The organism is Paraburkholderia caledonica (assembly GCF_000383275.1).
GTDB lineage: Bacteria > Pseudomonadota > Gammaproteobacteria > Burkholderiales > Burkholderiaceae > Paraburkholderia > Paraburkholderia caledonica.
On record NZ_KB911043.1, the window covers coordinates 223,561 to 250,077 of the forward strand.

Annotated in this window: 24 protein-coding genes, 1 rRNA gene and 1 pseudogene; 14 read left to right on the forward strand and 12 right to left on the reverse strand. The window is 61.4% G+C overall.

Features of this window, described 5'->3' with window-relative positions:
* Positions 1–207: 207 nt before the first annotated feature.
* The 4 genes from H281_RS0125900 (at position 208) to H281_RS0125915 (ending at position 3,631) form a co-directional block, all read left to right on the forward strand.
* Entirely contained in the window at positions 208–459 is a 252-nt protein-coding gene (locus H281_RS0125900) for a DUF4148 domain-containing protein (RefSeq protein WP_020070048.1), read from the forward strand.
* A 64-nt stretch (positions 460–523) separates the two neighbouring features.
* Positions 524–811: a hypothetical protein gene (locus H281_RS0125905; protein ID WP_020070049.1), complete on the forward strand. Its 288-nt coding sequence runs from the start codon at positions 524–526 to the stop codon at positions 809–811.
* Positions 812–1,033: 222 nt separating this feature from the next.
* Positions 1,034–2,305, forward strand: a complete 1,272-nt coding sequence (locus H281_RS0125910; protein ID WP_027804957.1) for an epoxide hydrolase family protein — start codon at positions 1,034–1,036, stop codon at positions 2,303–2,305.
* Between the two features lie 93 nt (positions 2,306–2,398).
* Complete coding sequence (locus tag H281_RS0125915) at positions 2,399–3,631, forward strand: MFS transporter (protein ID WP_020070051.1); 1,233 nt, start codon at positions 2,399–2,401, stop codon at positions 3,629–3,631.
* A gap of 21 nt (positions 3,632–3,652) precedes the next feature.
* Here the strand turns inward: H281_RS0125915 and H281_RS37005 are convergent, their stop codons facing one another.
* A complete protein-coding gene (locus H281_RS37005) occupies positions 3,653–3,826 on the reverse strand; it encodes a hypothetical protein (RefSeq protein ID WP_164701948.1) in 174 nt (57 codons plus the stop codon).
* Between H281_RS37005 and H281_RS34885 the strand changes: the two genes are divergently transcribed.
* The 6 genes from H281_RS34885 (at position 3,825) to H281_RS0125945 (ending at position 9,185) form a co-directional block, all read left to right on the forward strand.
* Entirely contained in the window at positions 3,825–4,619 is a 795-nt protein-coding gene (locus H281_RS34885) for a GNAT family N-acetyltransferase (protein WP_020070052.1), read from the forward strand. The genes H281_RS37005 and H281_RS34885 overlap by 2 nt on opposite strands.
* Positions 4,620–4,727: 108 nt before the next feature.
* Positions 4,728–5,573 carry a CPBP family intramembrane glutamic endopeptidase gene (locus H281_RS0125925; protein ID WP_020070053.1) on the forward strand — a complete coding sequence of 282 codons (846 nt, stop codon included), beginning with the start codon at positions 4,728–4,730 and terminating at the stop codon, positions 5,571–5,573.
* Positions 5,574–5,868: 295 nt separating this feature from the next.
* Positions 5,869–6,417: an RNA polymerase sigma factor gene (locus H281_RS0125930; protein WP_020070054.1), complete on the forward strand. Its 549-nt coding sequence runs from the start codon at positions 5,869–5,871 to the stop codon at positions 6,415–6,417.
* Positions 6,414–7,376, forward strand: coding sequence for an anti-sigma factor (locus H281_RS0125935; protein WP_020070055.1), 963 nt, complete (start codon positions 6,414–6,416; stop codon positions 7,374–7,376). The genes H281_RS0125930 and H281_RS0125935 overlap by 4 nt, the downstream gene beginning before the upstream one ends.
* Positions 7,377–8,133: 757 nt before the next feature.
* Positions 8,134–8,646, forward strand: coding sequence for an RNA polymerase sigma factor (locus H281_RS0125940; protein WP_020070056.1), 513 nt, complete (start codon positions 8,134–8,136; stop codon positions 8,644–8,646).
* An 89-nt stretch (positions 8,647–8,735) separates the two neighbouring features.
* On the forward strand, positions 8,736–9,185 hold the full coding sequence (locus tag H281_RS0125945; RefSeq protein WP_123282704.1) for a universal stress protein: 450 nt from the start codon (positions 8,736–8,738) through the stop codon (positions 9,183–9,185).
* 89 nt (positions 9,186–9,274) lie between these two features.
* On the opposite strand, the gene H281_RS0125950 is transcribed toward H281_RS0125945, so the two are convergent.
* Positions 9,275–10,675 (reverse strand): amidase family protein, encoded by a 1,401-nt coding sequence (locus H281_RS0125950; RefSeq protein ID WP_020070058.1) that lies wholly within the window; start codon positions 10,673–10,675, stop codon positions 9,275–9,277.
* 187 nt (positions 10,676–10,862) lie between these two features.
* The gene (locus H281_RS34890; protein ID WP_020070059.1) at positions 10,863–11,951 is read right to left on the reverse strand and encodes a sensor histidine kinase; all 1,089 of its coding nucleotides are present in this window, start codon (positions 11,949–11,951) and stop codon (positions 10,863–10,865) included.
* Between the two features lie 409 nt (positions 11,952–12,360).
* Between H281_RS34890 and H281_RS0125965 the strand changes: the two genes are divergently transcribed.
* Positions 12,361–14,052: an FAD-dependent oxidoreductase gene (locus tag H281_RS0125965; RefSeq protein WP_020070061.1), complete on the forward strand. Its 1,692-nt coding sequence runs from the start codon at positions 12,361–12,363 to the stop codon at positions 14,050–14,052.
* Between the two features lie 68 nt (positions 14,053–14,120).
* Here H281_RS0125965 and H281_RS0125970 read toward each other — a convergent pair whose 3' ends face one another.
* The 3 genes from H281_RS0125970 to H281_RS0125985 form a co-directional block, all read right to left on the reverse strand.
* The gene (locus H281_RS0125970) at positions 14,121–15,500 is read right to left on the reverse strand and encodes a tripartite tricarboxylate transporter permease (protein ID WP_020070062.1); all 1,380 of its coding nucleotides are present in this window, start codon (positions 15,498–15,500) and stop codon (positions 14,121–14,123) included.
* On the reverse strand, positions 15,500–16,000 hold the full coding sequence (locus H281_RS0125975) for a hypothetical protein (protein ID WP_020070063.1): 501 nt from the start codon (positions 15,998–16,000) through the stop codon (positions 15,500–15,502). Before H281_RS0125975 ends, H281_RS0125970 begins: the two co-directional genes overlap by 1 nt.
* A 361-nt stretch (positions 16,001–16,361) precedes the next feature.
* Positions 16,362–17,648: a hydroxymethylglutaryl-CoA reductase, degradative gene (locus tag H281_RS0125985; RefSeq protein ID WP_020070065.1), complete on the reverse strand. Its 1,287-nt coding sequence runs from the start codon at positions 17,646–17,648 to the stop codon at positions 16,362–16,364.
* A 160-nt stretch (positions 17,649–17,808) separates the two neighbouring features.
* Here H281_RS0125985 and H281_RS0125990 point away from each other — a divergent pair, with 160 nt between their 5' ends.
* Positions 17,809–19,197 carry an aminotransferase-like domain-containing protein gene (locus H281_RS0125990; protein WP_027804958.1) on the forward strand — a complete coding sequence of 463 codons (1,389 nt, stop codon included), beginning with the start codon at positions 17,809–17,811 and terminating at the stop codon, positions 19,195–19,197.
* Between the two features lie 27 nt (positions 19,198–19,224).
* Here H281_RS0125990 and H281_RS0125995 read toward each other — a convergent pair whose 3' ends face one another.
* The 5 genes from H281_RS0125995 to H281_RS0126015 all read right to left on the reverse strand — a co-directional run bounded on the left by H281_RS0125995 (position 19,225) and on the right by H281_RS0126015 (position 24,625).
* The gene (locus tag H281_RS0125995; RefSeq protein ID WP_020070067.1) at positions 19,225–20,418 is read right to left on the reverse strand and encodes an MFS transporter; all 1,194 of its coding nucleotides are present in this window, start codon (positions 20,416–20,418) and stop codon (positions 19,225–19,227) included.
* A gap of 79 nt (positions 20,419–20,497) precedes the next feature.
* Positions 20,498–20,941, reverse strand: coding sequence for a DUF3331 domain-containing protein (locus tag H281_RS0126000; RefSeq protein WP_020070068.1), 444 nt, complete (start codon positions 20,939–20,941; stop codon positions 20,498–20,500).
* A 115-nt stretch (positions 20,942–21,056) separates the two neighbouring features.
* Positions 21,057–21,440: a BON domain-containing protein gene (locus H281_RS0126005; protein ID WP_020070069.1), complete on the reverse strand. Its 384-nt coding sequence runs from the start codon at positions 21,438–21,440 to the stop codon at positions 21,057–21,059.
* A gap of 340 nt (positions 21,441–21,780) precedes the next feature.
* On the reverse strand, positions 21,781–22,836 hold the full coding sequence (locus H281_RS0126010; protein WP_020070070.1) for a sensor histidine kinase: 1,056 nt from the start codon (positions 22,834–22,836) through the stop codon (positions 21,781–21,783).
* A 370-nt stretch (positions 22,837–23,206) separates the two neighbouring features.
* Positions 23,207–24,625 (reverse strand): aldehyde dehydrogenase family protein, encoded by a 1,419-nt coding sequence (locus H281_RS0126015; protein ID WP_020070071.1) that lies wholly within the window; start codon positions 24,623–24,625, stop codon positions 23,207–23,209.
* Positions 24,626–24,750: 125 nt separating this feature from the next.
* Between H281_RS0126015 and H281_RS0126020 the strand changes: the two genes are divergently transcribed.
* On the forward strand, positions 24,751–25,635 hold the full coding sequence (locus H281_RS0126020; protein ID WP_338117953.1) for a LysR family transcriptional regulator: 885 nt from the start codon (positions 24,751–24,753) through the stop codon (positions 25,633–25,635).
* Positions 25,636–26,040: 405 nt separating this feature from the next.
* A pseudogene (locus tag H281_RS0126025) lies at positions 26,041–26,280 on the forward strand (lipocalin family protein); the annotation flags it as partial.
* A 137-nt stretch (positions 26,281–26,417) separates the two neighbouring features.
* On the opposite strand, the gene rrf reads toward H281_RS0126025, so the two are convergent.
* Positions 26,418–26,517: ribosomal RNA gene (rrf, locus tag H281_RS37740) — 5S ribosomal RNA — on the reverse strand; the annotation flags it as partial.

Consider the following 26,517-nt stretch of genomic DNA (forward strand, 5'->3'; position numbering starts at 1 on the left):
TTTTGTTTCTCAATGTGTATGAGATTCGAACTGATACACGGCATTGCAATAGCCAGCTTTCGTGACACACACCAGATACCTCGTGTGGCTTTAATGCATTCCAACGACGGAATCTGAACAACGCGACGCGGCGGACCTCACTGTTCCCGGCCGACTTTCAGATGCCCGTACGGATGCTTTCCACCCGATCTGTTTCAGGAGCACGACATGAAAGTTTCGATGATGAGTTTCGCCCTTGCTGCTTTGGCCGCTTCCGAAATGAGTGCTTCCGCTTTTGCGGCGAGTTCCGCCGGCGTTAACGCCAACGCCAACACCTTTGACGCTCAGCAAGCGGCTAGCTGGGCACCGGCCCAGACAGCACTGAAATCGAAGACCCGTGCCGAAGTTCGCCAGGAACTGGTGCGCGCCGAGAAAGACGGTCAGCTTGCAGCACTCAGCAAGCTCTATCAAGGCAGCTAGGTTAACCGCCCCATTTCAGCCACACAGAACATTTGCTGCCAATTCATTCATTGGAGGTTCCATCATGATCAAGCGCCTTGTTATCGCCGCGGTTCTCTGCGCAAGTGCCGCAGTTGCCGCGCCGGTTTTCGCCAGCAGCGGTTACGGTCCGGCGCCTCACTACAACCCGCTCGTCGGCGCGCCGTCGTCGCAACGCGGCCAGAGCGAGCAGACCGTGCGCGCTGAACAGGCGGAGTCGATGGCCAGCGCGGACGACGCCGCGCAGTCTTACGGCGGCATGCCCGACACGACTTCGCAAGCAGGCTCGCGCGCAATGTCCGGCGTCTCCATCGCGCCGTATACACATCACTGATTACACAGCACTGATGTCTGCATCGTTCACACATACGACGTGTCGCTATTCGCCCCGATGCCCGGCAACGTCGTTATCACTGTGATCTGAGTCCGCTGCTGTCTGACTCGCGCTCCATACCGCTCGCTCATCGACAGGCTCGGCGGTGGAGCGCTCTCTTCGTGAACATTCCGGTCCGCCGCGAACGGCTCGCCGGCTTCTTATAGCGTCAGGAAATCAAACATGTCTTCAACACCGTTTTCTCCCGCTCGACGTCACGTTCTCGCCGCCTCTGTTGCCGTCGGCGCCATGGGGCTAATTCCCGGCTCCGTGTTCGCCGCGACAGGCGACAGCAAGGTTCGTCCGTTCAAGGTCAACGTACCGGAAGCCGATATCGCCGATATGCGCCGACGCATCGCTGCCACGCGCTGGCCAGGCAAGGAAACCGTCGCCGATGAATCGCAAGGCGTGCGGCTCGTCAGAATGCAGGCGCTAGCGCAGTATTGGGGCACTGATTACGACTGGCGTAAAGGCGAAGCGAAACTGAATGCGCTGCCCATGTTCATGACCGAAATAGACGGGCTCGACATCCAGTTCATTCATGTACGTTCCCGCCACAAGAATGCTTTGCCGCTCATCATGACGCACGGCTGGCCAGGCTCGATTTTCGAACTCATCAAGGTCATCGGCCCGCTCACCGACCCCACCGCTTACGGCGGAAGTGCCGACGACGCGTTTCACATCGTCGTGCCGTCACTGCCGGGTTTCGGTTTCTCCGGACAACCGAAGACAACCGGCTGGGACTCAGACCATATCGCTCGCGCGTGGGGCGAGTTGATGGCGCGTCTCGGCTATACGCGGTTCGTTTCGCAAGGCGGCGATTGCGGATCGGTCATCTCGCACCGCATGGCGATGCAAAAAGTAAAAGGCTTGATCGGCATTCACGTCAACATGCCCGCAACCGTACCGCCGGATCTCGCTACCTTGCTCCTGCTTGGAGAACCGGCGCCGGCCGATCTGTCGCCGAAAGAGAAAGCCGCCTATAACTCGCTGAATGTTTTCTATCGCGACAATTGCGGCTATGCATCGATGATGGTGACCCGCCCGCAAACCGTAGGTTATGCACTCGCCGATTCGCCTGTGGGCCAGGCCGCCTGGATGTACGACAAGATTTCGCAATGGACGTATAGCGGCGGCGTGCCCGAACGCTCGCTCACCCGCGACGAAATTCTCGACGACATCTCGCTCTACTGGCTGACGGACAGCGCGACTTCTGCCGCGCAGATCTATTGGGAAGATCATTCCAACAACTTCAATGCCGTCGATATTTCGTTACCCGCCGCGGTGACGGTCTTTCCCGGTGAGATCTATCAGGCACCGCGTAGCTGGACCGAGCGCGCCTATCACAATCTGATCTATTTCAATGAAGTCGACAAAGGCGGTCACTTCGCCGCGTGGGAACAGCCGCAACTGTTCGCAACCGAAGTTCGCGCGGCGTTCCGCACGCTGCGTTAAGAAGAGCGGTAAGTCACGGCGAGCGCCTCGCGCTGTCGCCGTGACGTTTCGCATGCCAACGTCGGCAGCGAGTGCCACAACGCCAGGAATTCCATGCCTGAATCCACGAATACAAAGAAAGCGGCCGCGGCCATTGCCCTTCTGATACTTTCGGTCGCGCTGCGTCCGCCAATCGTTTCGATCGGCCCGGTACTCGATTCGATACAGAGAAGCTTCAGCCTGAGCTACACGCAGGCTTCATTGCTCACTGCGATTCCCGACATCTGCATGGGTGTGTTCGCGCTGGTCGCGCCGGGCGTCGCGCGCCGGTTCGGCACGGACAACGCGGTGGTCGCCGCGCTCGCTCTGCTTTGCATTGCGATGATTGCCCGCGCACTGGCAGGCTCGGCGGCCGTGCTGCTCGTTTGCACCGTGTTCGCGGGAATCGGCATCGCAATCTCCGGCTCCCTGATTGGTGGGTGGGTCAAGAAGCACTTTGCGCGCGACGCGTCGTACTTCATGGGCATCTACAGCGCGGGACTCAGCGTGGGCGCAACGGTTGCCGCAAGCTCGTCGGGTTATATCGCGCACAGCCTAGGCGGCTGGCGCGTGGCCGTGGCGTTATGGAGCGCGCTTTGCATCACAGCCATTGTGAGCTGGCGCAAACTCGCTCAGCGCTTCCAGCAACCGGAGACCGATGAACGTGAACAACGCCAAGCTGCGAAAGCTGCGGCGGCGGCCGGACTTCCGTGGACGAGAATCGACGCATGGCGCGTTGCCATCTACTTCGGCGCGAGTCAGTTCATTGTCTATGCGTGCTTCGCGTGGCTTGCTTCGTCGAGTGCGGAGATGAATATCGGTGCGCTTTCACCCGGCCTCGTTCTCGGCCTCTTCACTTGCGTGTTCGCGTTGAGCAGCTTCGGTATGGGCATGAAAGCGGGCCATTCGAGCGACCGGCGCGGCTGGTTGGGACTCGCGTCGGCTATCACGGCGCTTGGACTCGGCGGCCTTGCTTTCGCTCCTACGGCTTTTCCCGTGCCGTGCGTCGTATTGATCGCCATCGGCCAAGGCATGTGTTTTACGCTTGCGATGACCTTGCCGCTCGACAACACCCATACGCCGGCCGAGACCAATGCATGGAGCGTATTCATGCTCTTCGTCGGCTATCTGGTGGCGGCGCTCGGGCCGTTGAGCTTCGGCTTTCTGCGAGATCGCACGGACGGCTATTTCGCCTCGTATCTCATGCTTTTCCTGGTAGCTGTCGCGATTACGTCGATGGTGCCGCTATTAAGACCCTTGTCGCAATCGGGAAGCAAAGCGATGCCCGCGATGTCCGAGTCGCGTTAATTGACACCTGCCCGCGCACTTTCAACGACGCATCTGGCGATAACAACCCATCTTGCCAAAAACACCGCGGTACTGGAATAAAGCCGGACGCTCAGGTGTTCTTGACTGATACAACGCTCGAATACGCGTCAGCAGGCATCTTGGCGCCATTGCTTTGCCGTGCATCGCGTCTTCATCCACCAGCCCCATAGTCATGAAAAGATCAGAAATTCTCGAATCCAATGACCAGTACGTGTCAATGTGGAAAGTACTGGCCGGCGACCGCAAGGGAGCCGATCTGCGCGATAAAGCGGGGCTCTCGGTGTGCTGGGCGGACAGCCCGTTTCCGTTCTGGAACGCGCTATTCATCAACGAGAACATTTCGGATCGCGATCTGCTGCGCGTTCGCCTGAGAATGTCGCGCACTTATATGCTGGCAAAACAGCACAGCGGCCTCGTGTACGTCTGCGAAGATCTGCTGAGCGGTGCGGCGCGAGAAGAACTCGACGCAATCGCCGCGAGCGAGAATCTGGCTTTCGCACTCGATATCACGGGTATGGCCGGCGATATCCTGCCGGTCGAAGCGGGCTTGCCGCATCCGGTGCTGGACTTTGCGCGCGTCGACAGCGAAACGGCATTGCAGGCCTATGCCGACATCAATAGCGAAGGATACGGTTTTCCGCTCGAAGCAGGACGCGCGGGCCTTGCGGGCTCGACATTCTGGAAGAAAACTGCTTTCGCTTACATCGGTTATCTGAACGGTCAGCCGGTCTCGACAGCAGCAGCGATTGTCAACGACGGAGCCATCTATCTCGCGCTCGTGGCGACGCGGCCAGACGCGCAACGCAACGGATTCGGCGAGGCCACCGTCCGTTATGCGCTCAATGCGGCCTACCATGCAACGGCGATCAGGCGGACCATCCTGCACGCTACGGACGCGGGCCTGCCCGTTTACATGAGAGTCGGCTACCATCGCACAACGGTATTCAAGACTTATCGGCCGGCCTGAAGCCGTAAGCTGACGCGCATATCCGTGTTGCTAGCCGTGCTGCTAAGCCGCGTTGTAGAGCCGCGGCGCAGAGCAAACAATAGCCTTTACATATTTCCGGAAGTTCTAATGGCCGCATTGCCATGGATTGCCATTTTTATCGCCGCTTCCACGGCAATTTTTCGAGCGCCCCGCCGACTGACATTAGTCCTTCTCGCTATCGGCTACGGGCTCGCGTTCGCACTTGGACAATTGCATGTACTCGCAATACTTCCGATTGCCTTACTGCTGTGCACCGGCATTCTGTTGCAGTGGAACCCTTCGCCGCTCGGCAAACTGCTCTGCAATGTCGTTTTCGTAATCGTGGCGCTCGGCCTCTTTCAGCACTGGTTACCGGGCTTTCAGAACCTGAAGGTGATCGATGCCGCGCGTTTCACGCCCGACGCCGCGCCTTATACGATGTACCTGAACTTCGATAAGCCGTTAATTGGCTTCTGGCTGGTACTCACTTATCCGTGGGTTCAGCCGAAGAAATCATTCCCGGTCGTGGCCGTTTCCGCGCTCGGCGCTTGTGCGCTCACGTCGGCGGTCTGCCTTTTTATTGCGTTTGAAGCCGGCTCGATTGCATGGGCGCCGAAGTGGCCGCATCTCGCGTGGCTCTGGATGCTCAACAACTTCCTATTCGTTGCGTTCGCCGAAGAAGCATTCTTCCGCGGCTATATTCAGGCAGGAATAACGCGCTTGATGAAAGCGCGGCCGCAAGCCTGGTGGTTCGGACTGATCGTCGCGGCCGTTCTCTTCGGTCTCGCGCACTATCAGGGTGGCACGGCTCTGGTTGTGCTGGCGGGACTATCGGGGCTCGGCTACGGCCTGGCGTACCGTGCCGGCGGACTGCAGGCCGCGATGCTTACGCACTTCGGACTCAATCTGGTGCAATTCGGCTTGTTTACCTATCCATTCATCGCCCGGTCATAAAAAGCCCGAATGCGCCGGGTAAGTGCGATACGGCAATTTGCGTTATGTTTCAGCCCTGATGGAATAATAATTCGATCGGGTTGTTTACGTGTTGATGGATTGCCTGCCCAATTTCGCCTGAACCCATGGATACTCGTCAGATACCGCAACCGGTCCTCAAGCGTCGACGTTCGAGTCAGACGCGGACCCTGCCGCACGAATCAACCCGACAGCGGTGCTCCTGTCATATCGGAGAGCACTTATTCGCCGAGCCGGCGCACGCCGGCAGTGCCGTATCGGACGAGGACTCGTGCCAATGACCGCCGCCGACCTGTCCGCCATGCTTCCGCCGCTGCTGCCGCGTCTGTGGGCATTCGCGCTGCGTATTTCGGGAGATCAGCACGATGCCGAAGATCTCGTGCAGCGTGCCTGCGTGCGCGCACTAGAACGCGCGCATCAGTTGCAACCGGGCACCGCGCCGCTCAGCTGGATGTTTTCGATCGTGCAATCCACGTGGATCAACGAACTGCGCGCGCGCAGCGTGCGCGGGCGCTCGGGCATGGATTGGGACGACGACTTCCTGGAAACCGTCGCCGACCCGGCCGCCCGCACGCCCGAACAGAACGTCATGGATGGCCAGATCGTCAAGGCGGTGCAGCGGTTGCCCGAAGCACAGCGCGTCGTTATGCTGCTGGTAGGCGTGGAGGGCCTTTCCTACAAGGAAGCGGCCGAGGCGCTGGGCGTGCCGATCGGCACGATAATGAGCCGGCTTTCGCGGGCTCGCCAGGCCATCGGCGCCCTCTTTAGTGACCTAAAAGAAGAACGCGTAAACAGCGCGGCGATTAGTAAGGACCAAGGGGCATGAAAATGGACGACATCCTGCTCATGGCATATGTGGATGGCGAATTAACGCCACACGAGCGCGAGGAAGTCGAGAAGGCAATTCGCACCTCGGCCGATGTCGCCGAACGCGTTGCGTTACTCGAAGCGTCGGTGCTGCCGTATCGGCGCGCGTTCCAGCAACAGGCATTACCGCCGGTTCCGGAAAGCCTCACTCGCAAGATCGCCGAGCTTGCGCACGCGTACGCGACACCCGCGGCCGCGTCGCCGGTGGGCGGCAACCATCGCGCGCCTGCCCCCGACTCGCAGCCCGATCCTCTCGCAGGCCCTTCCCTGCCGGTACGCTCGCGCTTACGCACCGCGGCACCGTGGCTCGCGGTCGCGTTCGTCGCCGGCGCTTTCTGCTGCGGCGTGGTGCTGCGCTTCGCGCCTGGCGCTGCGCAAGGCGGCTTCGCGCAATCGACCGCTCAGGTGGCCGGGCAGAACGGCATGCACGACGGCGCACAAGGCGGCGCGTCGCCGTGGGTCATGGCGGCAGTCAGTTACCAGCGCCTTTACACGCGTGATACCGTCGCATTGGATTCGTCCAATATGGCCGCGGCCGCGCACGTTGTCGATAACATCCGTCACGACGACGGACTGCCTATTCGCGTGCCCGACCTGCGTTCGGCCGGACTGACATTCAAACGCATACAGCGGCTGCGTTATAACAACAAGCCGCTGGTGCAGATCGTCTACCTGCCCGAAAAAGGCTTGCCTGTTGCACTGTGCGTGATGAAGGACGAAAAAGCCGACTCGGCGCTCGCGCAACAACAGGTGGACAGCATGGACGTCGTCACGTGGCGGCGCGACAAACTGAGCTATGCGCTGATCGCCACGCCCGGCGATACCGATCTCGGTGCGCTCGGAAAGCGGATTTCCGAAAGCAATGTTGAGGAACTCATCGGCCAGTTGTCCAAAGCCGAACGCCCATTCGCGAGTTGAGTCAAAGTCCTTCAACAACTGCCCACGCGTCGCAACTCGGGCAGCTTTGAGTACTTACGTCACCACTGTCCACACGAACATCGGCGATCCGAAGGCGACTCGCTGCAGCGCCGCGTGAAGATTGCGTCTTAGCTATCACGCCGGCACACGCGCGGCATCCGCCCTCCCTTCTCGCGATCCTCAGGCGAGCGGCACTGGGATGATTGCCGCTGTCACGCGGCGCCTCGCAAGTCAGCACCTGTCACCCGAAATGCGTTTAATCAGTGCGCCAGCGATAACGCGCGCCTGTATGTGCGGAAGCACCGACTTGGCATCCTGCAGCAACGCTTCCTGGTTGCAACGCCATTCACTCTTCTCGGCATGTCGTGTGTAACGGGCAGCACTCCCAACACATACTTCCCAAATACGCCCTCCATTCTTTTTGCAATGTATCCATCTGAGCGGCAGCTACACAACATTGCAGAACTCCACTTCGCCGACATACGCCAGATACCTTGAGGCGTTCCAATCGTAGTACGGCTTCGTTATTCGAGTCGTTAATGCGCGTCGCAGAGCAGGGATAGTCGTCGCCTGGACAACATGTCCGATGCATTGCCAGAGGTGTAAGGACTTCTTCAGCAGGATTCTCTGTAACGCGTGGTCCGCCTGCGTCAGTTGATGAATGCGTTCGGCCGGTTTAGAGCACTTCGCCCGGCCACGCGACATACACGGCATATCAGGCAGAGGGGTGGCATTTCTTATCAGCGTTACATGGGCAATGAAGCAAACCGATCTCTCACTTCTGCTCCCCGACATGCTCCCGCGGCTCTGGTCGTTCGCATTCCGTCTTTCACGGAATCGCTACGACGCGGAAGAGCTGGTGCAAAGAGCATGCATACGGGGTTTGGAGCGAGCGCATCAATTGCGCGCCGGTACCTCGGCATTGAACTGGATGTTCTCGATTGTCCATTCAACATGGCTCAACGATCTGAAGCAGCGCGATCAGCGCAGCCAGTTGCAGGCCGAATGGAGCGACACGTTGTCGGAGACAGTCGCCGATCCGGGCTCCGCGTCGGAAGCGGGTGCGCTGGCTCAGCAGATCATCGCGGCAGTCGAGCGGCTGCCTGAAGCGCAGCGTGTCGTCCTGTTGCTGGTGAGCGTGGAAGGCTTCGGCTATCAGGAGGCAGCCGACGCGCTGCAGATACCTGTGGGCACCGTGATGAGCCGACTGTCGCGCGCGCGGCGGACCATCGGCGCGCTGTTCGATGACGACTGCAAAACGGCGAGATAGCGCCGGCTCCGCCAAGCGGGAATAAACGTGCACGGTGGCGTGTTGTTGTGTCAGCACCGCCCCTCATGCCCCACTTGCGATAGACACACATGTCATCTCTTTTCAGAATGCTGCTCGTGTACGACGGCACAGCCGAGTCCCAAGCCGCGTTGTCGCGTTGTTCGCAACTCTCGCTGGCGTTGTCGGCCGCAGTCGATGTGGTGTCGGTCGTCGACCCGGCAGGCGCGAATGCGCACTCTGCGGGCATGCTGAGCGACCTCGCCTACAGCCGCCTCGAAGAACTCGCGCGCCATACGTTGCAAACCGCCATTGGCAAACTCGCGGACAGCGGCGTCACCGCGCACGGCTACCTTACTTTCGGACGCACGGCGGACGCCGTCTCGCGGCACGCGGCCAACCTTAATTCGGATATCGTGGTGGTCGGCCACCGAACGCAGAGAGGGTTCTTGCGCTGGCTGGGCGAGCGGCCGGTTCATCTTGATCTGGCTGAACGGCTTCGCGGATCGACTATCGTCACCGTCACGCTGCCGTCGGCATAGCGTCGGATAGTCCGCACTGTGAATTTGCGTTACGCGCACAACAGGTGGTTCGCGACCCCAAGTGCTTCACAGCGCGGACCTTCACATACTTAGCAATCCGGATCGACAGGCGACGCGGGTGCACCACGCGCTTCGATCGCTTCGCCGGCGAGCAGGCACAGGTCTTCACGAAAGTGCGCCGCGACGATCTGAACGCCGACCGGCACGCCGTCGACGAGTTGCGTCGTTACCGCCAGACCCGGCAAACCCATCGCAGGCAAAGCGCGCATCGTCAGTTGTGCTTCCCACACGCGGTCGAAACCTGCTGCGCCCTGCATGTCGAGGTCGTCGGGGAACGGGAGCTCCGACGAAACCGGCATCAGCACGACCGCGTACTGGTCGAGAAACAGCCGCCATTGACGCAGCAACGTCGTGCGCCTCACGAGCGAACGGCTGATCACATCGGCAGGCAGGTCTTTCACTTTGAGACGCGCGGCCGCGACCACCGCGTGCGCGCCAGGATCGCCGTCGCTCGCCACCATGTCGGCGAGCGCCCCGAAGCCGTCGCCGAGCCACAGCCGCTCCTGCAATTGCGCGGCTTCGCGAATCGCCGGCACGTCGTCGATTTCCTCGACGGTCCAACCGGCATCGACCAAACGGCGCGCGGCGTCGAGCAAGGCGTCCTCTACTTCCTTCGCGATTTGCAAGCCGCCCGGCCGCAGACAGATGGCCGCGTGCAACGGCACCGCGCGTCCTTCGAGCGGCATCGGCATATACCAGGGATCGCGCAGATCAGCCGCGGCGAGCGCGGCGAGACCGAGGCGCAGGTCCTGCACGGTTCGCGCGATGGGCCCGGTTGCGGACATGAGTTGCGCACCGATCGCGCGTTCCGGCGACGAAGCATTGAAGGCCGGCACGCGACCGAAGGTCGGCCGCAGCCCGTGGACGCCGCATGCGTAGGCGGGATAGCGCAACGAGCCGCCGATGTCGGTGCCGAGCGCAAGCTGGCCGATGCCCGCTGTGACCGCTGCCGCGCCACCGCCAGTCGAGCCGCCCGGCGTCAGTTTCGCGTTGCGCGGATTCAGCGTGCGGCCGTGCACCTGATTCGAGGTGAACCAGCGCAGCGCGAAGGTCGGCGAATTGCTCCGGCCAAGCAGCACCGCACCGGCTTTCGTCAGATTGTCGACGGCGGGACTATTGGTTTGCGCCACGAGGTTTTCCTGCAACCGCGTACCGTTGGTGGTTGCGAAACCGGCGTGGTCAGTATTGATCTTCGTCGTGACCGGCACGCCGGCAAGTGGCCCCGGATCTCCGCCGCGCGCTATTGCGCGATCCACGTTATCCGCTTGCTCGAGTACCAGCTCAGGCCGATGCGCGACCACCGCGTTGACTTTCGGATTCACCGCATCGAGCCGCTCCAGCGCGGATAGTGCCGCTTCGCGCGCAGACACGTTGCGGGTCTTGACCAGCCCGGCAAGCTCGGCCGCGGACAAACGCCATAGTTCACTCATGTTGCCTCCAATAAGAATTCTTATTTGAACGGCTCAACGTATCCGCCGTATTTCCAACTGATGCCGCTTTGCAAGCCACTTTTTCCAGAAGCGCCGCAGATACATTGCGCTACGAAAGTCCGCACGCTTCGTGCACGTGAACAGCGATGCAGCAACGGCAAGAAGGAGGCGCGCGACGTCGCGTCGCTCACGCGACGATCAACGGCAATGTGAGCCGCGCTTCGAGGCCTCCCGTCAGGCGGTTTTCCAGACAAAGCTCGCCGTGCATCGCATGGGTGAGTCGCCGCGCGATCGCGAGACCGAGGCCCGAACCTGGCGCGCGTGCGGCAGTGCGCGGCGCGCGATACCACGGCGCGAATACTGCTTCCATCTGCGACGGTTCAATGCCTGGTCCGTTATCCAGCACGGCAAACACCACGGCCTGCGCTTCGACTCGCAAATGCAAACGCACATCGCTGCCGTAACGCAATGCGTTGTCGATCAGATTGACGAGGACGCGACGAAGCCCATGCGGGCATGTCTCGATCGAATAACCGACCTCGCCTTCGAGTTCGATGCAATGCCCCGCATCGCGATAGTCGTCGATCAGGCCGCTGAGCAGTGCGTCGACAGACACTCGGGTTGGCGGCTCTTCGACGTTGCACTGCATTCTCGCGCAGGCCATGCTCGCCTCGACTAGCTGCTTCATTTCGGCGAGGTCGCGCGTCAGCGAACGCCGCAACGCGAGATCGTCGAGCGTCTCGCAGCGAACACCCATGCGTTTAAGCGGTACCTGCAGGTCGTGTGCGTAAGCGGCCTGACTATCGAGCAGTTCCGCGAGGCGAGCCGCATGACGGCCGCGTGTGAAACCGATTGCGCGGGTCAACCGCAACACCGCAGATGGACCGCGCTCGGGGAGCGGCGCACGATCGTCGCTTGCACTGTGCAATTCGATCGCCTTTGTCACATGCTCGATGCTCACACGCAGATATCGCACATACATCCACAATGCGGCGGCGAGCAGCGACAACGAGACGGCCACGCCCGCGGCGATCGCCACTGAACCAGTTCCGGCGAAACAGCGAGTCACGAACAGCGTGATCGCCCGGCCACCCAGGTCGAAGAGCGGCACGAACAATGCGCACGCAGCGATTGCCACTGTGTTGCGGATCCGGCGAGTCACAAGCAGGCGACGAAATCCAACGGCCGGCTGCAACGCCGAGTCTTCGGCATCTGCTCGAACCAGTGCAGGCGATCGGCGAGTGGAATCGGATGGCATCAACGCAATCATCGTCATGGAGATTCTCCTATCGCCGCCGCGATGCGCGCACATCGGTACTCGCGTTCAAATCGCACGAGCGTTTCGACGTTCTTCGCAGCAGGCATCTGGTCGCCGTGTGAAGGCGGCTTGTTCATTCGAGCATGTCGGATGAAAGGAAGTCGCTCGCCGTCATCGCCCGTGATAGAAGCATATCGTTCGAGGCGCGGAGTGCCATCATATGTAGGTATGAGCGAAGGCCGTCAAATATGGTCAGTCGAGCTTAGGAACCGGGCCCGAAGACCTTCTGCCGGTTGACGGGCCATGTGTGTGCGGGCATACCTTCGTTTGTCTTGACCGTCGCTGTGGCCGGCGGCATGATTGCCTGCCCGCCAATCCGCGTTGCGCGCCGGGCGACGCGCGGCCGGCGCGCAAGGAAAGGTATCCGATGAACCACGATCGAAGCAGCAAACACACATCGGCGCCGCGCCTTCCCGCATCGCTCGCTGCGCCGCGCGATCACCTCTATCCGCGTTTCAGCGAAACCGACGTCGGCAAAATGCTGCGCTTCGGCACGCTCGAACATTGGAACGCGGGCGATGTGATGTTTCGCACGGGACAGCCGGGCCTCGGCATGCGCGTTCTGCTTAGCGGACAAGCCCGGCTTACGCGGCGCGACGGCCTCGGCCGTTCGCAGGTCATCGCCGAATTGAGCGCCGGCCAGTTCCTCGGCGAAGTCGCGCAGTTGAGTGGGAAGCCCGCGCTCGCGGACGGGCTCGCGCTCACCGACGTCGAAGCGTTGATGATTCCGCCCGAACAGATTCGCGCGATGCTGGTCGCCGACGCGCACATCGGCGAGACGATCATGCGCTCGGTGATTCTGCGCCGCTTCGGTCTCGTGCATGAAGGTTGCGGGCCGGTGCTTATCGGCCCCGCGGGCGACATGAATCTGGTGGCGCTCGAAGGCTTGCTGCATCGGCTGGATCATCCGTATTCGGTCGCCGATCCCGACACCGATCCCGCCGTGCGCGAACTGTTCGCAAGTCTGGGCGGCGGTGACAACGATTATCCCGTGGTGATGCTCGCGGACGGCACGTTATTGCGCAACCCCGACGCGCGCGAGTTGTCTGCGAAGCTCGGCCTTCTGCTCGACGTCGACGCGGCCCGCACATATGACGTCGCCGTGGTCGGTGCGGGGCCGGCGGGTCTTGCCGCGGCGGTATATGCCGCGTCGGAGGGTTTGTCGGTAATCGTGTTCGACGGCCATGGTCCGGGCGGCCAGGCCGGCGCGAGCGCACGCATCGAAAACTATCTCGGCTTCCCCACCGGCGTGTCGGGTCACGAACTGGCCGCGAACGCGTTCGTTCAGGCCGTTAAGTTCGGCGCGGAAATCGTAATGCCCGCGAGAGTGGAGACGCTCGATTGCGCACAAACGCCGCTGCAGCTCACGCTCGAAGACGGACAGCGGATCGCATCGCGCACGGTCGTCATCGCAACGGGAGCGGCATACCGGCAACCCGTGATTGCCGGGCTCGACGCGGCGAACGGACGCGGCGTCTACTACTGGGCGTCGTCCGTCGAAGGGCGTTTGTGCCGGGGCGCCGAGGTCGTGCTGATTGGCGGCGGCAACTCGGCGGGTCAGGCGGCGGTATTCCTCGCTTCGCATGCGAGCCGCGTGCATATGTTGATTCGCGGCGACGATCTTGCGAAAAGCATGTCGCGTTACCTGATCGATCGCATCGCGTCGCTTGGCAATATCGTGCTGCATACGAACACGGTCGTATCGGCGGTCACGAGCGATCAGTGGGGACTCGAATCGGTCGTCTGCGATACGCCTGACGGGCCGCATTGTGTCGCCACGCGCCACCTGTTCCTGTTCACCGGCGCCGATCCAAACACACGCTGGCTGCGCGATTGCAGCGTCGAGATCGACGAACGCGGCTTCGTCAAAACGGGCTATACCGCAGGAGTGCGGCCGGAAACGGCCTGTTTCGCTTTGCAGACGAACGTGCCGGGCGTGTTCGCGATCGGCGATGCGCGGGCGGCTTCGGCCAAACGCGTTGCCGCCGCAGTGGGCGACGGCGCGGCGGTTGTCTCCGAAATTCACCAGTTCCTGAGCTCTGTTTCGCCTACCGCTTGATGCGCGCCCGGCGCGGCTGACCTGCTGGCGATTCGAAGTCATCGCAGCAGGCGCGCGGCGCCTGCCTGTTAGAAAAGTTTGATGATCGCGGGCACGCTCAGCACGGCGGCGTAATAGCCCATGAACTGGACGCCCGCATTGAACGCAAACAGACGCGACAGCAATCCGCCAAACAGCCCGACCGTGAGGATCACGGCAAGCCCCAGCAACTGCCCTTCCCAAAGACCGATCACCACGATCAGCCCGGAGAACGTCGCGATAATCGCCTCGTGACTCAGCTTGCGCGCGACAAAAGAAGCGGCGCGGTGTGCATAGTTCATCGCGAGCGGATAAGCGATCAACGCGGCCAGCACGATGGACAACAGACCGAAGACGAGAAACTGCCAGGTCGTCATCAGCGTGTGAAGGTTGTCGATGTGGCCGGTCGCCGTGTTCACGGTGAAGCGCGGCGGCGCATTGAAGAGCGGCGCGGCAGGACCCGCGGCCACCGGACTGAGCGGCAGTCCGAACGCGATCAGCGGGATCAGCGCTTCCGCAATGTAAGTGGCTTCGGTCACGCCGTTACGCACGGCAATGACCGTCGTCAAACGATGGTACGCATGACGGATTCGCGCGCCGACTATCTCGCCCATCAGTACCGTCATCGCTACCGGACTGAACACGAAGGTCGCGCTCGATACCGCCGCCGTCGCGACCGTGTATGCCGTCTGTTGCCGGTCGAGTACTTTCAGCGGATTCGGAAAGTAACCGCTCCACCCTTTCAGGTCCGGCGCGAGCGCAAAGTTCGACACGTGGTCGCGACGCATGCGTCGGCGTTCGACCGGTGAGAGTATCGAGAACAGGTCGGCAATTAGCGGGCCAATTGCAATGCCGAGAAAATAGCTGACGCTCAGGTTGACGCCGTGACTGCGCGTGAGCGTTTGCAATCCGACTATCAGCAACACGAACGGAATCAGTAGAAGCACCGAAGCCCACCGTCCCGCCGAAAAGTACGCGATGCAAACCGCCGCGAACAGAAACACCCACGGCGCGGCGCGCGTGATCAGACTGCCGAAAGGCGCGAGCATGACGGCGAACAGCACGGCAAAAGGCAATGCAACGAATGCCGCCACGATCGCGCCGGAGATCATCTTGCGCAACGCGATATGAGGCACACCAAGCGAGCGCAGCATCGCGGCTTGCTGGAGAAGCGGCGCGGCCATCGTGTCGCCGGGAATGCCCAGCAATGCGGTGGGAATGGCGTGGGTCATGTGCTTGGCGACCGCGCCCGCCATGAAGAAGGTGAACACGCCGGCTGGCGGCACGCCGAGCAATGCGACCAGCAAGGTCAACGGTGCGATCGTGGTCGTTTCGTCGGTGCCGGAAACAAGGCCGATCGCCGCGAAGACGACAGCGCCGAGCAGTCCCATTGCCAAGGCCATCGGAAACTGTTGGATCAGCGAGTCCATCAGCGTTCTCCCTTTGCTTGCGCGGCTTGCTCGGATAACTCGTATGCGGCGAACAGATCGTAGAGTCCCAACTCTTTTAATTCGGCCGCAGCGTTTGGCGGAAGATCGGCGATCGATCCGATGCCGCCTCCTTCTTCAGCGAGTTGCTTCAACACATGCTGGCGGTCCGATTCGCCAACCGTGTGGTCGGTCACCACGCGCTTGGGTTTGAAAAAGAACGCACTGAGCGCGCCCGCCGCGAGGCATCCGCCCAGGCCGATCAGCATTGCGTAGGCACGCACAATGGCCGCGTCGCTGACAGCGGACGACAGCACCGCTTTGCCCGCCTCGAACGCGGCGACGCTAATTGCCACGCCTAAGGCCACCGACCACGCCAGATGGCGGAGATCGACGGTATCGCCCCATACTTCGGCAAGCTTGAAGGTGGACGCGTCGACGTGCGCGTGAATGCCCGACCCGTCGCCGGCGGCCGTCGCTGCACTGGCACTGGATGATTTCAATGTCTGTCTCCTGACCAAGATGTTTTATTCTGGGAGTGCGCCTCGCGACGCCTCATGCACGGCGAGAACATCGCCGTGGGACTTCGAGTTGCGGTTAGGTTCCGTCTAATTTAATCAGCGAAGATGTCACGCACGATGTGCGCTGCTCAAGCAAGCGCAACTCACACGCAACAGCGAAAGCTCAGTCATATAGCGGGAAAGTACTCCGCGTGGTTGCGAATCGGCGCGCGTTTGCGCGTTCACTATTGGCGCGATGTTCGCGGCGCGCCGGTACAACGGAATAGCCGGTGCCGGCAGAGCGCCGTCTCGCTTTGCGAGGACCGTCGATTGCGGCCCCGGCAAAATCGTATCCGCGCAGATGTCATGCATCTCGCGGACGCTGTAGGACTTCTATTGCGAAGTCAGTGCGGAAGTCCGCCGAACTTATCATTTGCTTGACTACCCAGTCAACATCGTCACCCGTTGCACCCGCACCTAAAGCGATGTTGCGTGCATGCAAGGTCATATGGCCGCGTTGAATGCCTTCCGTTGCGAGCGCGCGCAAAGCACCCATGTTCTGCGCAAGGCCAACGGCGACTGCAATCTCGCCGAGTTCCTGTGCCGACTTCACGTCCATGATCTTGAGTGCGAGACGCGCAAGCGGATGCGTCTTCGTTGCGCCGCCGACGAGTCCGACCGGCATCGGCATTTCGATCGTTCCGACGAGGTCGCCGTTCTGCGCCTTTTCCCACGTTGTGAGCGACGTATAACGGCCGCCGCGCGTCGCATACGCATGCGCACCCGCTTCCACTGCGCGCCAGTCATTGCCGGTCGCGACGATCACCGGATCGATGCCGTTCATGATGCCCTTGTTATGCGTCGCCGCGCGATAAGGGTCAATCGCGGCGAAGAGATACGCGTCGATCACACCGTCGATCACTTCCTCACCGGAATAGTCTCTGGTAGCGAGCGTGTCCGCCGAATAGCGTACGGAAGCGCGTGCGAGCCGCAAGTCGGCGAGATTGGACAGAATGCGTAGACGCACCTTGCCGCCGGCTATCTGCTCCACGCGTTCCGCGATGGACTCGGCCATCGTATTGACGGTGTTCGCTCCCATCGCATCGCGCACGTCGACGATCAGATGCGCGACTATCATCGGACCGCGCCGCGTGTCCGGAAACACGTGCACTTCGATGTCGCGACAACCGCCACCCAAGCCGATGAGTACTTTGTCGCGGCTATTCGCAAGGCCGATCAATTCGTCTTTGTGTTTGAGGATCGCCAGTCTCGCGCCATAGGGGTCGCTCACGCCGACCACCTGAACCTGTGCGCGCATCAGCGGTCCGGTGCTCGACGTCTGAAAACCGCCGCTTACTCGCGCAAGTTTCGCCATGAACGAAGCCGCCGCGACGATGGACGGCTCTTCCACTGCCATGGGCACGATGACGTCTTTGCCGTTGATCTGGAAGTAGCCGGCCACCGCCATCGGCAATTCGAAAGTACCGATCACGTTCTCGATCATTCCATTCGCCGTTTCGAGCGGCAACGCGCCGGGCGTTGCCAATTGCGAATATTGCGCGTCATCCAGACCGACCGCTTTGCAGATATGAGCGAGACGCTCCTGCGGGTTGAGTGAACGGAAATTCGGCAGCGTCGAATCAATAGCCATTACTGTCCTCGGGGTTACGGTCGCCGCGTTCATTCGTGCTTGCGACTATGAATTAAAGGATCAATAATAGGCGGACCGTACCCCTTTAAAAGGTACAGTTGGTGCTTACAGTTGAACCGCTGTACCAGTGACACTTTTATATCCCGCCGGAGTCGCGTTAATGAGCTTGCGTAGAAGTGCGAGTCTGTCGAGTTCCATGGCAGACAATCTCGCCAAACAGATTGAAGAAGGCGTGATTCCGGCGGGCGCCAAACTTCCCTCGATCAGGGAATATGCTGATGCGTCCGGTTGTTCGAAGAACACGGTGATCAGCGCATTCGAAATGCTTACCGCGAGCGGACTGATCGAGCCTCGGCGGGGCTCCGGCTTTTATGTCGCGCAAAGAGCAAGAGCCACGACTGAAGCAGAAGAAAGCGGCGTGCTCGATCGCGCGATGGATACCGTCTGGTTAATGCGGGAGCAATTGCAGGTCAAGCCCGACGTTCTCAATCTGGGCGAAGGCTTTCCGCCTATCGAATGGCTCGAAGCGACTCGACTCGATCAGTACCATCAGCGGGTTGTGCGCACCGGCGTCGCGTCGCTATTTCGCTATGGCAGCCGCTACGGCTATCTGCCGCTGCGCCAGTCGCTGCAACAGAAGCTCTCCGGCTATGAGATCGAGGCCGCGCCTTCACAGATCGTTCTCACGCATGGCGCCAATCAGGCCATGGATCTCGTATTGCGTTATTTTGTGCGGCCCGGCGACACCGTACTCGTGGACGACCCTGGCTACTATCCGCTGTTCGGCAAACTGAAATTGAGCGGCGCGAATATCATCGGCGTGCCGCGCGAAGTAGACGGACCGAATCTCGCCGAACTCGAGCGCTGCATGATCGAGCACCGGCCGAAGCTGTTCTTCACGCAATCGGTCGGACATAATCCAACGGCGACGGACACGAGCGCCGCGAAGGCGTATCGCATTCTGCAACTTGCCGAAACACACGACACGGTCATCGTTGAAAACGACGCTTTCGCCGACCTGCGGCCGCGATCATTGACACGTATCGCTACACTCGATCAACTGCGCCGCACCATTTATGTGGGCAGCTTTTCGAAGTCCGTGTCGGCGGCATTGCGCGTCGGCTTTCTCGCGTGCAATGCGGCGCTCGCGAGCGATCTCGCCGATGTAAAAATGCTCATCCACGTAAGCAGCTCGGAATACAGCGAGCGGACGCTCGCGGCCATTGTCAGCGACGGCCATTTCCTTCGGCATACGAACCAACTTCAGGAAAAATTGAAGCGCGCAACGGCGACGGCAAAAACCGCGCTTAAAAAGCTGGGCGCGGAGATCTTCAAGGAGAGCGAGCAAAGCATGTACTTGTGGGCCTCGTTGCCCGAATGGACCGACTCGATGAAACTCGCGAAGGCAATGCTGGAGCGCGGCGTGATTCTCGCGCCCGGCGCCGTTTTCTCGCCTGCTTCGGAACGCGTCTCGGCATACTCGCGGTTCAACGTCGCTTATCTCGCCGACGAACGATTCGTCAATGCGTTGCGCGCGCTTGCGCCTTAACGCGGCGCACTCGCAACCCGTGGCTATTCAAGCCCCAGCAAATGGCCCAATGCTGTGCCTGTCATGCTTGTCACGCATGATCGCGAGCATGAGCGCCGCGAGGCCACATATCGCGATCAGCGCAATCAAAGCGATCTTGCCCAGATGAACGAGCACCCAGCCGCCGATCGCCGGAAAACCGAACGTGCCGACAAAGTACGCGACGACGAACCAGGTCAACGCGGCCGGCCGGTGCATCGCGGCGGAGTCGTTGACCGCCTGCGCCTGAATGGTCGGATAGACGAGACCGTAACCGGTCCCGAGCAACACGGCGCTCGCCGCATGGAACCCGGTGTAGTACGGCACCGCGGACATCGCTGCGATGCCGAGCACCATGATGCCGAGCAGCAGCTTCGTCGCGACTGCGCGATGTAGCCGGATCACGACGCGCGTCAGCAGCCAGCGGGCGGCCACGACGGTCACTGCATACAGGCTGAAAAAGGTACCCGCCTGCGCATGCGTGCCTTGCACGAAAGACATCTGGAACGTCATCAAGCCTGAGAAAACGCAGGCGCACAGCGAGATCATCACAATCGGATAAGCCGCACGCGTTCGGCTGATAGCGCCTATTTGACGCAGCCAGCGCTCCTGCACCGGCGACGCGGACGAATGCGGCGAGATCCGGCCGAATACTTCGAGCATCAGCGCGGCGAGCGCGCACAGACCACCGACGAGATAGAGCACGCTCGTAAGCGGCCAATGCCACGAACGAATAGCGAACGCGGCCGCGGCAGGACATCCGCCGATGCCGGCCATCTGGATCGTGCCGAAACGCATGAACCAGAAGCCGCGGTCCGTATCGCTCGTGCGTTCCGCGAGCGCCATCGGCGCAGCAAGACAGAACGCGCCCCAGCCGAATCCCACGAGAAAGCCTGGAAATACGCTCAAACCGCTCATGCGGTCGATCAACGCAAACCCCGCCACGCCCAAACCGATGCACAACGCCGCAAGAGCGGTCGTGCGAGCGGCGCCGATGCGCTGAGCGAACCAGCCCACCAGCGGCACTCCGACGAGCGTGCCAACTGTCGCTTCCGCAAGCGCCAGTCCGGTGTCGAGGTCGTTCCCTCCCATCGAGCGGAAATGCATCGAGAGGAAAAACGTTGCTCCGTACCCGCCCGCTGCTAGCAAGGTGCCGATGAGCACGAAAAAGGCGCTGAATGGGCGCATTGACAGAATCCGCATGACTGGTCGAACCGAAGCTCGTTCTGCTGCGCTCACGAAGACGCGAGCCGCGAGCGTCGAGCTTCAAAAACCAGTGGTGTCACGTTCCCGCGATTGCCAGGTCGGCGCGATGACCGATAGTCGCGGCGAGAATCATCTGATGGCGATTCGGCGGCACACGCACTTCACGTGTGCGCGGACGAAACACCTGATCGCCGCGATGGATCGCGCGGCCCGTCAGCGCGCAGACGGCGGCGACGTGAGCGAGACCGCTGCACCAGATCTGTTCGGTGTAGCGGCCGGAACACGCGTCGCTCCACGAGACGCTGATCGTGCACGCCGACAGGCGCTCGACCACTACGATGTTGGCTGGCCGTCCCACCACGCGGCGATTGTCGTCGGCGGCGGGCGCACACGCATTGACGCCGCGCTTCTTGAGCTTCACGAACGGTTTTTTCGCGCAGGCGTCGAGCTGCTCGGCGGACGGATCGAGCACGTTCAGCAGCGCGCGAACCACGATATGGTCTTTGGAAGGTACGGTCATCGATCCATCTCCAGTAGCGTGCGTGGACATAGTGCGAAACGGCCCGAGGCTTGCCGGTGACGACACGTGCGGCGCAGTTGCCAGTCAGAGGCCGCGCCATGCGCCGCGCGGTCTATTAGCCTCCGCCTTGCCCGCGTAGCGTCAGCTTGCTGCTGACCGAGGTCACGCCCGGCACCTTCTTTGCAGCGTTGACGGCGATACGTTCCTGGTCCTGGCTTTCGATCTGACCGGACAGCGTCACATGCCCCGTCTTTGCATCGCCGAAAACGGCGATCGTCGACTGTTCGAGACCTTTGGTCTTGAAGATCGCCTTATGGACCGTCTTGGAGAAGGCACGATTAGCTGCCCGAACCGACTTCTTGGTCGGCGCCGGTTTGCTGGTCGCTGCGGTGCTGTCCGACGCGGCAGCCGCCGCGTCCGCCGCGAAGGCCGGCGTGTACGCGAATGCGGCAACGGCAATCGCGAGGCCGCTGCTCACGACGAGATGTCGAAGTTTCATGATTTGATCCTTTGAAGTATGAGAGAGAATCGTTTGAGTTATAGAACTGTCACTGCAAGAACCATCACTGCAACTACGATGTGCCTGGGCACGTATTACGTCGAGTGCTTTCTCGACCTTGCTAACCTCGCGCCATGTGTCCATTAGAAGCGCGAAATGTATCCCGGATGTGTCGGCCCGGTATCGGAAAGTATCCGGTGACGCACCGTTGGAACGCGTCTCCGAAGAACGTGAGAGGTGCGTGTGCGAACCGGGGTTCGCGGTGTACCCGTTCCGGGTGTCGATTGAGTATGCAAGCCCTGCCTGCAGAAACGAAGGGGCGATTTTTATGCCAGGTTATTCAGGCGGTCGCGAGTGGCAAGGTGAGCCGCGCTTCGAGGCCGCCTGCGCAGCGGTTTTCCAGTTGCAGTTCGCCGCGCATTGCGAGCGTCAGACGCCGTGCGATCGCGAGCCCCAGTCCTGAACCCGGCGCACGCGCGGATGTCTCCGGAGACCTGTACCAAGGCGCAAACACTGCGTCCATTTGCACAGGCAGAATGCCGGGCCCGGAGTCCACTACGGCCAGCACAAGCTGGCGAGCTTCGACGCGGACACACAGGCGCGCGTCGCCACCGTAGCGGAGCGCGTTGTCGATGAGGTTCATCAGCACACGGCGCAGCGCATGCGGACAGGTGACGAGCGGACGCCCCACGCTCCCCTCCAATGCCACGGTGCGCCCGGCGTCGCGGTAATCGCCGACCAGTGTGCCCAGCAGATTGTCCGCGTCGACCCGCTGTGTCCGCTCGCCGACGCTGCATTGCATCTTCGCGCAAGACACGCTGGCTTCGACCAGTTGGGCCATCTCCGCGAGATCGCGCTGCAATGCGTCGCGTACCGCTGGGTCTTCGACCAACTCGCAGCGCATGCCCATGCGTGTCAACGGCGTGCGCTGATCGTGCGCATAGGCGGCGAGTACTTGCAGCAGCTCGGCCTGACGACCGGCGCGATAGCGGGCGGCCGCGTTGATTGCGCGAGCCAGTCTGGCGATTGCCGGCGGTCCGTCCTCGGACAACATGGCCTCTGTACCTTCACCGGTGTCTGCTTCTATCGCGGCAGAGAACTGCCGCAGTGTGCTCAACAGTTCGGCCGCCTTAAGAGTCGCCGCGACGCCAAGGCTTATTCCGACGACGGCCGCTGCGAAGAGCGGCAAGCTGGCGCCTTTCAGCGAGGACCACGCGACCGCTTCCCCCAGGTGCGCACAATAGACCGTGAGGCCCGCCAACAGAAGCACCGCGCCCACGCCCCCTGCCCGGCCTGCCCGTCCCCTCAACCGCCGCGGATGTCGAACCGAATGCGTACGATCCTGCGTCGGCCGTTCGAGCAGCGCGTTACCTGACTGAGTCGGATACGCGTTCATCTTCGTTCTCCAGTTGCTCTCGTTCTGTTTGGAAGCGGATGCGCGAATGATAGGTGTTTTGTACCCTTTTAAAAGGTACAGATGTCGACTACAGACAGCCAACTGTACCTGCTACAGTTTGAAGGTTTGCGATGCAGCAGAGATGAACCTGGATGCTGGGAAAATGCCTGTCCGCAAAGCTGGGGCTATGCTTGCGGACAGGCGTGAGGTAGATATGCAGTGCCGGACGCAGCGTTTTTGCGCGCTGTTTTTTGCACTGCGCTCCAGAAAGGTTGCGCGACGGCGCGCAACTGTTCGAAGAGCGGCGACTCCCAAACACGGTAATTGCGGAGGCGCCGCGAGGACATGCGGTGTGACCTGTTCCGCCTCACTACGCCGAGACGATGGACTTCGGCTCCAGAAATGCCTCCAGACCAAACACGCCAAACTCCCGCCCCAATCCGGACTGCTTCAGCCCGCCGAACGGCGCGAGAAGTTCGGGCTTGATGCGGTTGATGAGCACCGTGCCGGCTTCCAGTTGCGACGCGACGCGCTCCGCCCTCCCGGTCTGCGATGAGAACACGTACGCTTGAAGACCGTAGACCGAGTCGTTCGCGATCCGGATGGCGTCGTCCTCGTTTTCGTACTCCAGAATCGACAACACTGGACCGAAGATTTCTTCACGCGCGATGTCCATGTCGTTGCGTACGCCCGCGAACACCGTCGGGTTCACGAAATAGCCCTTGTCGAGTCCTGCCGGCCGGCCCTCGCCTCCCGTCACCAGCAGAGCGCCTTGCTCGATCCCTCGGCGGATGAAACGCTGCACGCGATCGTACTGAGCCCGGTTGACGAGCGGCCCCACGACCGTGGATGGGTCGCGCGGATCGCCCACGCGCATGGTTGCGACCGCTGCCTTGACCTGTTCGATCACCTCGTCGAGGCGGGATCGCGGTACCAGAAGCCGCGTACCGGCCACGCACGCCTGGCCGTTGTTCATGAAGGCGGCGTTCAATGCGAGCGGAATTGCACTGTCGAGATCTGCGTCGTCCAGTAAGACGGAGGCGGATTTGCCGGTTAGCGACAGGCTGACTCGCTTCATCGTTTCAAGCCCGGCACGGGCGATGAGCTTGCCGGTCGGCGTCGAGCCGGTGAACGAAATTTTCGCTACGCCGGGATTGGTGCTGATTTCGTCGCCGACGTCCGCGCCCCGCCCGAGCAGAATATTGAAGACGCCCGGCGGCAAGCCGGCGTCGTGCAGTGCTTCGGCGACCACCATAGTCTGGATGGGACTCAACTCACTAGGCTTGATGACCGAGGCGCAGCCGGCCGCGATCGCCGACGCCAGCTTGCTGCAAATCGTGCCGGCCGTGCTGTTCCAGGGCGCGATAAGGCCAGCCACGCCGACCGGCGCCATGAACACGGTGGCGTCTCCCACACGGCGTGTCAGCGGATAATCGTCGAGCGCTTTCGCTGTATTGGCGAAGCACTGCGACGCATATTCACTGACCCATTGAGCGCGCGCGACAGGACCGCCGTATTCGTCGATCGTGGCGTCACGAATGCGCTCGGTACTTGCAAGAACGGCGGTCTGAAGTCTAATCAGCATATCGATGCGCTCCGCTTTGCTGGTGCGCGCGAGCGTCTGCTGAGCGCGTTGGGCGGCTGCGATTGCGCGCCTGGCGTCGTCACGGTTAGCCAGCGTTGCGGTGCCGATGACCTGCTCCGTCGATGGGTTGGTCGTCTCAATCACTTCGTCGCCGTGCAAGGGGACGAACTTTCCGTCGATGTACGCCTTGTCGATGTTCCACATATTGATTCCCCAAAAGCGCCGGCGGTCGCCGGGATACAGATAGTCTGGGGGCGCGGCATTGATTTGATAATATGGGCAGTCAGGGATGACTTATCGCGGAAACCAGAACAATGAACAGAAGCGGTTTGACCGAACTCGAGGTTGTGCTGGCGGTGGCGAGACGGCGAGGTTTCCGATCGGCCGCAGTTGATCTCGACATGTCGACATCGGCCGTGAGTAACGCGGTGGCGGGCCTGGAGGCAAGACTGGGCGTGCGCCTGTTTCACCGTACGACGCGCAGCGTCTCCCTGACAGAGGCTGGTCAACGATTCGTGGATCAGATCCGACCTGCAGTAGCGCACATCCAGGATGCAATGGCAGCGGTGAGCGAGCGCGAGGACAAGCTGACGGGAACCATTCGGATCAACAGTTCGCTTGGCGCGGCGCTCATGACGTTCCAGCCCGTGATGATCGGATTTCTGCAGCGCTATCACGGCATCACGATCGACCTCGTTACCGAAGGACGGATGGTGGACATCATCGCGGAAGGCTTCGACGCCGGGCTGCGCTCGAGTTCGCGCGTTCCGGGCGACATGATCCGCGTGCCAATAACGGCCGATACACCTGTGGCCATAGTGGGATCGGCTGACTATTTCGTCAGGCATCCTAAGCCTATGACGCCGGCTGATCTATTGCAGCATTCGTGCGTCCGGGCCCGGCTGCCAAGCGGGGTGCCGTCGCCTTGGGAATTCGACCGGGGAACCGAGAGGTTCAACATGGACGTGCCGGGTACATTGGTACTCGATGCGCCTATTTTGATGCGCGAGGCCGTACGACAAGGCGTGGGGCTGGCGCAGCTCGCCGAGTGGTACGTGGCCGACGACCTGGCCGAGGGCCGTCTTGTGCGCGTACTGAATGACTGGGTGAGACCCGTGCCGGGCTTATGCCTCTACTATTCCGGTCACCGGCATTTGCCGCCGGCGCTGCGTGCGCTTATTGACTTCATTCATGAGGTAGGCGATTTCAGATAGGTTGCGAACGACCTGGTTTTGCGGGGATGGGTGGGGCTTTTGGGCCTTGGTGGAGTGTGATTGCTTCTCTTTGGTCGCTGAGCGAGGCATTGCCCCGCCGGATCAGCCAAGGGCAGCAATGTGCTGTAGTGGAGGCGCCGCGATACAACCATTGGAGGAACGATCGTTCCGAGGTCCGGGTCCGCGGAAGGACTGTTGAGCCGGAGTTGCTATGACGGTGATCCGTTGCGTGAGCCGATCGCGGTTTCCAAGCCTCCTCGCGAGCGTTTCGCCACGACGGGCGGCAATGATCGTTTGAATCGGTTAGGTTGCCCGCCAAGCGGTCTTTTTGGCGGCCGCTGCGAATCGCTTTATATGCAGCGTCTCTTCTCGCGAGAATTCACAGCGTGCCGCAGATGAACCAAATGGCGCGCGCCGCGTACGAACACGTCCTACCCGGTGTCGATGTCGGTGTCGGTGCGAACCGGTGCGCTGACATGGCAACTGGATCCGCTGATGGACGACCAGGAACTGGACTCGCGGCAGTCTACCGGCGCGGTGTACTGGGAGGGCGCGGTACGCGTGAGCCGCGATGGCGCCGATCTCGGGCGGGCTTATCTGGAACTGACCGGTTATGCGAACGCACTGCGGATCGGCAGGCAGTGAGGGACGGGACGAGCTGAATCCAGCCTGATTACGGCGTACTGCTGTCGTCGGTCTCGCTGTTTTACCGCCGCGTTTTTCGCCGCGTAAACGCAGAAACCCCACCTTTTGTGGGGTGGGGTTTCTGATGCTGCTGGGGAGCCTGACGATTACCTACTTTCACACGGGCAATCCGCACTATCATCGGCGTGGAGTCGTTTCACGGTCCTGTTCGGGATGGGAAGGGGTGGGACCGACTCG

Bases quoted from the DNA above. Each gene is read 5' to 3' on its own strand.
- H281_RS0125945 (WP_123282704.1), top strand. From the start codon at position 8,736: ATGTCATCTCTTTTCAGAATGCTGCTCGTGTACGACGGCACAGCCGAG.
- H281_RS0126000 (WP_020070068.1), bottom strand. From the start codon at position 20,941: ATGACCGTACCTTCCAAAGACCATATCGTGGTTCGCGCGCTGCTGAAC.
- H281_RS0125985 (WP_020070065.1), bottom strand. From the start codon at position 17,648: ATGGCTATTGATTCGACGCTGCCGAATTTCCGTTCACTCAACCCGCAG.
- H281_RS0126010 (WP_020070070.1), bottom strand. From the start codon at position 22,836: ATGAACGCGTATCCGACTCAGTCAGGTAACGCGCTGCTCGAACGGCCG.
- H281_RS0125935 (WP_020070055.1), top strand. From the start codon at position 6,414: ATGAAAATGGACGACATCCTGCTCATGGCATATGTGGATGGCGAATTA.
- H281_RS0125970 (WP_020070062.1), bottom strand. From the start codon at position 15,500: ATGGACTCGCTGATCCAACAGTTTCCGATGGCCTTGGCAATGGGACTG.
- H281_RS0125995 (WP_020070067.1), bottom strand. From the start codon at position 20,418: ATGCGGATTCTGTCAATGCGCCCATTCAGCGCCTTTTTCGTGCTCATC.
- H281_RS37005 (WP_164701948.1), bottom strand. From the start codon at position 3,826: ATGACTATGGGGCTGGTGGATGAAGACGCGATGCACGGCAAAGCAATG.
- H281_RS0125910 (WP_027804957.1), top strand. From the start codon at position 1,034: ATGTCTTCAACACCGTTTTCTCCCGCTCGACGTCACGTTCTCGCCGCC.
- H281_RS0125990 (WP_027804958.1), top strand. From the start codon at position 17,809: ATGAGCTTGCGTAGAAGTGCGAGTCTGTCGAGTTCCATGGCAGACAAT.
- H281_RS0125905 (WP_020070049.1), top strand. From the start codon at position 524: ATGATCAAGCGCCTTGTTATCGCCGCGGTTCTCTGCGCAAGTGCCGCA.
- H281_RS0125925 (WP_020070053.1), top strand. From the start codon at position 4,728: ATGGCCGCATTGCCATGGATTGCCATTTTTATCGCCGCTTCCACGGCA.
- H281_RS0126005 (WP_020070069.1), bottom strand. From the start codon at position 21,440: ATGAAACTTCGACATCTCGTCGTGAGCAGCGGCCTCGCGATTGCCGTT.
- H281_RS0126015 (WP_020070071.1), bottom strand. From the start codon at position 24,625: ATGTGGAACATCGACAAGGCGTACATCGACGGAAAGTTCGTCCCCTTG.
- H281_RS0125965 (WP_020070061.1), top strand. From the start codon at position 12,361: ATGAACCACGATCGAAGCAGCAAACACACATCGGCGCCGCGCCTTCCC.
- H281_RS0125915 (WP_020070051.1), top strand. From the start codon at position 2,399: ATGCCTGAATCCACGAATACAAAGAAAGCGGCCGCGGCCATTGCCCTT.
- H281_RS0125950 (WP_020070058.1), bottom strand. From the start codon at position 10,675: ATGAGTGAACTATGGCGTTTGTCCGCGGCCGAGCTTGCCGGGCTGGTC.
- H281_RS0125940 (WP_020070056.1), top strand. From the start codon at position 8,134: ATGAAGCAAACCGATCTCTCACTTCTGCTCCCCGACATGCTCCCGCGG.
- H281_RS34890 (WP_020070059.1), bottom strand. From the start codon at position 11,951: ATGACGATGATTGCGTTGATGCCATCCGATTCCACTCGCCGATCGCCT.
- H281_RS0125900 (WP_020070048.1), top strand. From the start codon at position 208: ATGAAAGTTTCGATGATGAGTTTCGCCCTTGCTGCTTTGGCCGCTTCC.
- H281_RS0125930 (WP_020070054.1), top strand. From the start codon at position 5,869: ATGACCGCCGCCGACCTGTCCGCCATGCTTCCGCCGCTGCTGCCGCGT.
- H281_RS34885 (WP_020070052.1), top strand. From the start codon at position 3,825: ATGAAAAGATCAGAAATTCTCGAATCCAATGACCAGTACGTGTCAATG.